The organism is Anaerobutyricum hallii DSM 3353, from assembly GCF_000173975.1.
GTDB lineage: Bacteria > Bacillota > Clostridia > Lachnospirales > Lachnospiraceae > Anaerobutyricum > Anaerobutyricum hallii.
Map to the genome: position 1 here is coordinate 1 of NZ_ACEP01000086.1, position 8,648 is coordinate 8,648.

Genomic DNA, 8,648 nt, shown 5'->3' on the forward strand with positions numbered 1-8,648 from the left:
TGCTCGCTTTATGCGCTCACATCTAAACCGCAGCGACTAAAATCACAAATATGCCTTATTGGGGGCAATGGCTTCGTCTGTAGTTCGCTTAATGAATTAAATAGTAAAATAACATATTTTGGTTGTAGCCATTTTTTATAATTATGGTATACTGTGTTTTGAGAGGTAGTGAATGGAATTTAATTTTAAATGTAGAAATGATACCAGGTTGAAAGTGAATGGGGAGAAATGAATGGATAAAATTGGACATTTAGTTATGACAAAGTCATTATCGGGAAATATACACAGAGCACATAAAGCAGCATTATTGTTTGGAAGTATTCTGCCAGATCTGCTGGTGTATACTTATCTGGAGGGTCATACATGGGAAGCAACGTTCGAACAGATTACAAAACAGATGGAAGCGTTAGAGGCAAAAGGAAGAGGCGGAAGCTTTTCTTATTTAAAACTTGGATGGATTCTTCATTATGTGGAAGATTATTTTACCTATCCGCATAATACGATTTTTGAGGGAACAATTCCAGAACATTATGCTTACGAGAAAAAAATGACAAGGTGGATGAGGGAGGGAGCTTTAGAGCAGATGTCCCTTCCGATGTGTAAAAGGCTTGATTCTGCTGCGGAAGTGGAGGAGAGACTTCAGGAATTACATGACAGATACCTTTCACAGAAAATGTGTTATGAGAATGATATGGCATATATGCGGCAGATGGTTTCGGAAATATTGAATTGTTATGCCGAGATTTTTGTGAGAAAGAGCGAGTTCGCACGTTTTATGGAATGGGTGCGGAAGAAAGTTGGAATAATGACGGGATTTGTTTCTTAGAGTGTGTTTGAAAAATTTTTATATAGTTCAGCTAAATATGGGAAACTTGTTTTGTGAAATAATCGGCGATTGAATTACAGAGGATTCCTGCCTGACTTCCTAAAAGAAGCCATAGAGCGTGTTTGAAAAATGCTTTTTTCAAACACGCTCTAGTATCTTTTACTTAAAAAAGTTCAGAACTTCTTGCGTGAAAATCCAGAAATGAAGTGAATTGAATTTAAAATTTATTTGTTCCTATAAAAATGCAAGAAAAAGCGCAAAAAACATTGACAAAATGAAGGAAAAGGATTATAAAACTTCATGTATACAAGAAATGGCTTGTATACATGAAAGGAGAGGACAAAAATGAATACATTAGTCATTGTTTTAATTGCTGCTGTTTTATTGACAGTTGCATATGCATTTTATGGACGGTGGCTTTCTAAAAAATGGGGAATTGACCCAAAAGCAGAGACACCAGCTCATAAGTTTGAAGATGGACAGGATTATGTTCCAACTGACGGTTGGACAGTATTTAGCCATCAGTTTTCATCTATTGCTGGAGCAGGCCCTGTAACAGGAGCAATTCAGGCGGCAGTATTTGGATGGCTTCCAGTACTTTTGTGGGTATTAATTGGAGGTATTTTCTTTGGAGCAGTTACCGACTTTGGAGCATTATATGCCAGTGTAAAAAATGATGGTAAGTCCATGGGACTTCTGATCGAAAAATACATCGGTAAACTTGGAAGAAAGTTATTTCTTATTTTCTGCTGGCTGTTTACTTTAATTGTTATCGCAGCTTTCGCTGATATGGTAGCAGGTACATTTAATGCTTATACGGTAGATGCCAATGGTGTGATTGCACTTTCCGATGCAGCAAAAACAAATGGAGCAGCAGGAACAATTTCCCTTTTATTTATCGCATTTGCAATGATTTTTGGTTTACTTCATAAACATCTGCATCTGACAGGATGGAAGGAAACGGTTGTTGGATTAATCTGTACTGTAGCAGCACTTGCTATTGGTATGACAATGCCAATTACATTAGGAAAGGACGGCTGGACATATATTACATTTGTATATATTTTCTTTGCGGCAGTACTTCCAATGTGGTTATTAAAACAGCCTCGTGATGCGATGACAACCTATATGTTTATTGGAATGATCGCAGGAGCTGTTGTTGGATTATTAGTAGCGCATCCTACAATGAATCTTCCTGTATTTACAGGCTTCCATAATGATCAGCTTGGTGATTTATTCCCTATTTTATTCGTAACCGTTGCTTGTGGAGCAGTTTCTGGTTTCCACAGTTTAGTATCTTCCGGAACATCTTCAAAGACGGTATCCAATGAAAAAGATATGTTAAAAGTTGGTTACGGCGCAATGGTATTAGAAAGTTTACTTGCAGTTATCGCTTTATGTGTAGCAGGAGCGGCAGCGTCCGCTAACGGAACACCAGCAGATGGAACACCATTCCAGGTATTCTCAAGCGGTGTAGCCGGATTCTTTGAAATGTTTGGAATTCCAGTATATGTAGCGCAGTGCTTCATGACAATGTGCGTATCCGCGCTTGCACTTACAAGTTTGGATGCCGTAGCGCGAATTGGCCGAATGAGTTTCCAGGAATTGTTCAGTGTTGATGATATGGAACACGCAGAAGGATGGAGAAAAGTTTTATGTAATACATACTTCTCAACAATCATCACGTTAGCAGCAGCCTTTGTATTAACAAGAATTGGTTATGCAAATATCTGGCCATTATTTGGTTCCGCAAACCAGCTCTTATCTGCTTTAGTATTAGTAACACTTTGCGTATTCTTAAAAGTAACCGGACGAAGCAACAAAATGCTTTTCCCACCACTGATTATCATGCTTTGTGTAACAGGAACCGCATTAGTAGAGAGAACCATTTCTCTCGTACAGGCATTTTCTGCTGGTTCCGCAACATTTTTAGTAGAAGGCTTACAGCTGATTATCGCTATTTTACTGATGATACTTGGAGTGATCATCGTAGTAAATTCACTCCGGGCTTACTTCGCCTCAAAGAAGAATTCGGAAATTTAATTCGCCAGACAGGCAAGTATAGAAACAGACGAACAAAATAATCCATATATGTGACTTTAGTCGCAGCGTATTGAATACTCGCTTATATGCTCGTATCCAACACTTGCTCCGAGGCCACAGATATGGATTATTTTGATTATATAGTTCTGACTGTGGCTGCTGTTGTGTCATATTGGCAAGGATTAGGAATAAAATTTAGTAGAATTTCAAATTGAGGGATTTGTAAATTTATTATGAGGTTAAAATTTTCAGGGAGCATTAATTATTCCTTAAATCCCATTCATATCTGATTTGATTCCTACGGCAAGCAAAGACAGAAAGCTTGGAAGGCAATAGTTTACATCTGTGGCCTGGGAGCAAGGTTTGAATGTAAGCGTGCCCGCGAACATTCAAACCGCCGCGACTAAAGTCACAGATGTAAACTATTGCCTTCCAAACTTTCGTCTGTTTGATATACTGAATCAAATCAGCTCACCTTGACTTCTTTGTGTGGAGAAATTATAATCTTAAATTAAGATTATAAGTAGAATTTAAAGCAACATTTGGAGAAGAAGCTTGGAGGAAGAGAGAAGATGGATGCAGCGAAGATGAATCAGGCAATTCGAATTGCCAAGCTATATTATGAGTTACATTATAACCAGTTAGAAATTGCGGCACGAGAGGGAATTAGCAAGTCTTCTGTAAGCCGTATTTTAAAGAATGCGATGGACATGGGGATTATAGAAGTTCGAATTAAAGATTCTGTTTTGGCAAATGGGAATCTGGAGAATGAACTGATTGCCAGATTTCCGATTAAAAGGGCGATTATTGTGCCAGATTTGGTAGGTAATTCGCAGATATTAATGCAGGATGTCTGTGCGGCATTAGCAGAAGACCTCCCACGTTATATAAAAAATGATAGTGTCATTGGAGTAACATGGGGACATGCACTTGCAGTATTAGCCCAGCAGCTTCCAAAGATTAAGAGAAGCGGGGTATCTGTGATTCAGTTAACTGGAGGATTTTCCAGAGCAATTTTCGAATCGGGTGCTTTGGATGTGTTGAAAAGGTTTGTAGACAGTGTTGGAGGAACAGGTTATCAGATTCCAGCGCCGGCAATGGTGGCGGAATCTTCGATTGTTGAAGCTTTGAAAAAAGATCCACAGATTCATGAAATCCTTGAAATGGCGGAAGTGTGCCAGACAGCAATTTATTCCGTAGGTAACTTAGAACGTCCGTCCATTGTATATGAAATGGGACTTATTGATGAAAATGATTATAAAGACTTCAGCAGAAGAGGAGCAGTAGGAGACTGCTGTTCCCACTTTATAAAACAAAACGGGGAACTATTTGATAAAAAAATAGATGCCCGTGTTGTAGGGGCTTCCCTTGAAACGATTAAAAAGATTCCAAATAAGTTAGTTGTTGCCGTGGGAAAAGAAAAAGAGAAGATTATAACAGCGGCACTTCAAGGAGGACTGGTAGACAGTCTCTATATTGATGAGCCAACAGCAGAATTAATAGTAAGACATAATTAATTTACTATTTAATTCATTAGACAAACTACAGACAAAGACACCCGAGAAGAGAACCCATCTAGCTGGTTTGGAGTTTGAGCTGCCGATTGTGAATGAGAAGAATGAACCTGTCAATTTTGAAGTGATTTATCAGGCAACAGATCGATTTATTGATACATTTTCTTTTTTGAATGTGAGCAGAGATGATAATGAACATATTTATCTGGCAGTTGATGACAAGACAGGAGATGGTCTGTCTTATGATTGCAGTTATAATACGTTAGAATTTTCTTTTGGGAAAGAAGAAGATATGAATGTGCTGTACAAAAGATTTTGTCAGTATTATACTTATATACAGAAGGAACTGCGTAAAGAGGGGCATATGCTGACTGGCATGGGTATTAATCCCCGTTATGCAGTGAATCAGAATGTACCGGTAGTAAGTGAGCGGTATCGTATGTTATTTCATCACCTGTCTTTTTATAAAAAGTATGGCAACAGTATTCCATTTCATTCTTATCCGAATTTTGGACTGTTTTCGTGTGCAAGTCAGATTCAGCTTGATGTAGAAGAAGAGCAGGTAGTTCCAATGCTGAATACATTTACAAAGTTAGAACCGTTTAAGGCATTGATTTTAGCGAACTCTTTATGGGGAGAGAATGCGGAGATTTTATGTAGCAGGGATAACTTTTGGAGAAACAGTCTTCATGGCTTGAATCGCCATAATGTTGATATGTATAATGTTGTATTTGATACAACAGATGAAATTGTTCGATACATAAAGAGTATGAGCTTATACTGTGTAGAAAGAGAAGGGAAATATATTAATTTTCCACCAGTGGTTTTTAGTAAATATTTTTCCTCTGATCGGATAAAAGGGGAGTACTTCGATGGAAATAGATATCGGGAAATCACATTCCATCCGGAGATTTCCGATTTGCAATATTTACGGTCATTTAAATTTGAAGATCTGACTTTCCGTGGGACAGTAGAGTTTCGAAGTGTATGTGAGCAGCCGGTAGGTGAAATTATGGCATCGGGAGCATTGCATGCTGGCCTTATGGAAAATATCGGAGAGCTTTCGGAATTTTTAGAGAAAGATACTTCCATCTATCATAATGGATATAATGCATCTGAGTTGAGAAGAACATTTCCTCAGGCCTTTATATGGAAGGGCGGAGAAACTTTTAAGTCCAGGCAGACAGATGGCAGAAGGAATGGAGAACGGAAAAACACTGGAGGATTACATCGAAGAGTATGGAGGAATGTAATGCTGCATATTGAAAATGAGTATATAAGAGAACATTTATTAGATGGTGCATTTGGAATTGAGATGGAAAGTCTGCGTGTTGTAGGAGATGGTATGCTTTCACAGACTGCACATCCTTTTCCGGGAGATGCACATATCGTCAGAGACTTCAGTGAAAACCAGACCGAAATTAATACAGGAGTAAATGAAAGCATCGAGGCGGCAATTGAAGAATTAAAAGGACATACCAGAAGAATTCAGGAAAAGTTAAAGGCACTTCCAGAGCCAGAATTGCTGTGGCCATTTTCTAATCCTCCATATATTGGCGGGGAGAAAGATGTGCCAATTGCACAGTTTGATGGGAAAGATGCACATAAAACAGCCTACCGTGAATATCTTTCCGATAAATACGGACGTTATAAGATGACATTTTCGGGAAGTCATGTAAATTTTTCTTTTTCAGAAGATTTGTTAAGAGCAGATTTTGCTCTGCAGTCCGAGCCGGATTTTATGAAATATAAGAATAAATTGTATTTGGAGCTGGCACAGAAAATAGCTGTATATGGCTGGATTTTAGTGGCGGTTACGGCGGCCAGTCCGATTGTAGACAGTTCTTTTATGGAAAAAGGTGTCTATGGGAAAAGTGTTTTTACAGGATTAAGTTCTGTAAGATGCAGTGAACTTGGTTACTGGAATGAATTTCCACCGACATTTGATTACAGCGATATTGATTCTTACGTGAATTCTATTGAAAAGTATGTTAAAAATGGCTTACTAAAAGCACCGTCAGAACTCTATTATCCTATTCGTTTAAAACCTGCAGGAGAAAATAATCTTATATCTTTGAGGAAGAATGGAATCGATCATATCGAACTTCGTATGTTTGATTTAAATCCTCTCACAGGAGCTGGAATTGATGCGAGAGATGTGAAGTTTGCACAGCTTTTAATGGTGTGGCTCGCAACGATGCCATCCTGGTATGTTTCCAAAAAGGATCAGGTAAATGCTGTGCAGAATTTTAAAAATGCGGCCCATTACGATTTAAAGACAGTAAAAATTGCCCGTACGGAAAAAAGAGCGCGGTCTATCGTACATGAGGCATTAAAAGTTATCGGATGGATGAAAGAGTTTTATCAAGGCCTGAAAATGGACGATGTTCAACAAATCTTAGATTTTGAATATGAGAAATTTGTTGATCCAGAGAAGAGATATGCATGGCAGGTTCGAAAACAATATCAGGAAAACTATGTAGAAAAAGGACTTGTATTAGCGAGACAAAAACAAAATATGACTGTTTAGAGATATTTAGATATGACTGGAATCTCAGAGATTTTATAATCAGATACTTGCGAAAGAAAATCAAAATAGCTCAAAATGGTCATAATACAATATATGAGGAGAGAAGAAAATCAATGTGTGAATTGTTTGGAGTAGATTCTGCAAAAAAGATACCGTTAAATGAGTTATTAAGAGAATTTTTTTCGGATGGAACAGAACATCCCCACGGTTGGGGTATGGCATTTTTTTACGGCAATGCTGTTTCTTTAGAAAAGCAGCCACAGTCTGCTGTGACAAGCAATTATTTAAAGCAGAGACTTCGTGCTAAAATAGAGACAGACAAGATGATTGCACATATCCGTCTTGCGACCAGGGGAACAATGGACTATGAAAATACACATCCGTTTGTTATGCGTGATAATTATGACCGCACCTGGACGTTAGCGCATAATGGAACAATATTTGAAAGTGAAGTACTTGAGCCATTTGTAGCAACAGAAGACGGAGATACGGACAGCGAACGCATTTTGTGCTATATTATTGATCAGGTAAATGCAGCGCAGGATGAAAAGGGAGCGGCACTGACAAAAGAAGAACGTTTTGCGCTTCTTAATCGTATTATCCTGGAAATCGCGCCAGAGAATAAGCTGAATCTGCTTATTTTTGACGGAGAGATTATGTACATTCATACTAATTATAAAGACAGCCTGTACCGTTGCCGTAAAGACAAAGCAATCGTTATGGCAACTCGTCCTCTCGACCGTGATAAATGGAAGAACGTCCCAATGAATCAGTTACTTGCCTATGAAGATGGGAAGCTTATTTATACGGGTACAAAACATGAGTATGAATTTGTAGACAGCGAAGAGAAGATGCATATGCTGTTTCTTGATTTTGCAAATCTTTAAAAATAACACAGAAAAGGAAGAAATATATGTTAAATCAATTTTCAAGAACCCAGCTTTTACTGGGGGAAGAAGCAATGGATAAATTAAAAAATTCCCGTGTGGCAGTTTTTGGAGTCGGCGGAGTTGGTGGTTATGTCTGCGAGGCATTAGCGCGAAGCGGAGTCGGTACATTTGACCTTATTGATGATGACAAAGTGTGTCTTACAAACTTAAATCGTCAGATTATTGCCACAAGAAAAACAGTTGGCAAATACAAAGTAGAAGTAATGAAGGAGCGTATTTTAGACATTAATCCTGATGCACAGGTCAATGTCCACCAATGCTTTTTCCTTCCAGAAAATGCAGATGATTTTCCATTTGATGAATATGATTATGTTGTCGATGCAGTCGATACTGTTACCGCAAAAATCGAGATTATTATGCAGGCGCAAAAGTACGGAACTCAGGTAATCAGTAGCATGGGAGCTGGCAACAAACTTGATCCGGCAGCCTTCCAAGTAGCCGACATTTACAAAACCAAAATGTGTCCACTTGCAAAAGTAATGCGTCGCGAACTGAAAAAGCGAGGTGTAAAAAAACTGAAAGTTGTTTACTCCGAAGAAAAGCCAACACGTCCAATCGAAGATATGTCCATAAGCTGCAGAACAAATTGTATCTGCCCTCCGGGAGCGGAGCATAAATGTACGGAACGACGCGATATTCCGGGAAGCGTAGCTTTTGTACCATCTGTGGCAGGGCTTATTATCGCAGGGGAAGTTGTGAAGGATATTGCTGGGAAATAGGATTTTGCCAGAGAATTTTTTATATGCTCAAAGAACGGGTGAAGCATTTAATCACTTTCTAAGTAC

6 protein-coding genes are annotated in these 8,648 nt (G+C 38.6%); all 6 read left to right on the forward strand.

The genetic code is table 11. The features are described 5' to 3' along the window. Window positions 1-232 precede the first annotated feature (232 nt). The 6 genes from EUBHAL_RS08315 (at window position 233) to EUBHAL_RS08340 (ending at window position 8,582) form a co-directional block, all read left to right on the forward strand. A complete protein-coding gene (locus EUBHAL_RS08315; protein WP_005347962.1) occupies window positions 233-826 on the forward strand; it encodes a zinc dependent phospholipase C family protein in 594 nt (197 codons plus the stop codon). Window positions 827-1,171: 345 nt separating this feature from the next. Continuing rightward, window positions 1,172-2,869 carry a carbon starvation CstA family protein gene (locus EUBHAL_RS08320; RefSeq protein WP_005347966.1) on the forward strand — a complete coding sequence of 566 codons (1,698 nt, stop codon included), beginning with the start codon at window positions 1,172-1,174 and terminating at the stop codon, window positions 2,867-2,869. Window positions 2,870-3,441: 572 nt separating this feature from the next. Continuing rightward, window positions 3,442-4,386, forward strand: a complete 945-nt coding sequence (locus tag EUBHAL_RS08325) for a sugar-binding transcriptional regulator (RefSeq protein ID WP_044922701.1) — start codon at window positions 3,442-3,444, stop codon at window positions 4,384-4,386. Between the two features lie 67 nt (window positions 4,387-4,453). Further along, window positions 4,454-6,913, forward strand: coding sequence for a glutamate-cysteine ligase family protein (locus EUBHAL_RS16195; RefSeq protein WP_005347969.1), 2,460 nt, complete (start codon window positions 4,454-4,456; stop codon window positions 6,911-6,913). 113 nt (window positions 6,914-7,026) lie between these two features. Further along, the gene (locus EUBHAL_RS08335) at window positions 7,027-7,800 is read left to right on the forward strand and encodes a class II glutamine amidotransferase (RefSeq protein WP_044922703.1); all 774 of its coding nucleotides are present in this window, start codon (window positions 7,027-7,029) and stop codon (window positions 7,798-7,800) included. A gap of 26 nt (window positions 7,801-7,826) precedes the next feature. Further along, a complete protein-coding gene (locus EUBHAL_RS08340; RefSeq protein ID WP_005347971.1) occupies window positions 7,827-8,582 on the forward strand; it encodes a tRNA threonylcarbamoyladenosine dehydratase in 756 nt (251 codons plus the stop codon). Window positions 8,583-8,648 lie beyond the last annotated feature (66 nt).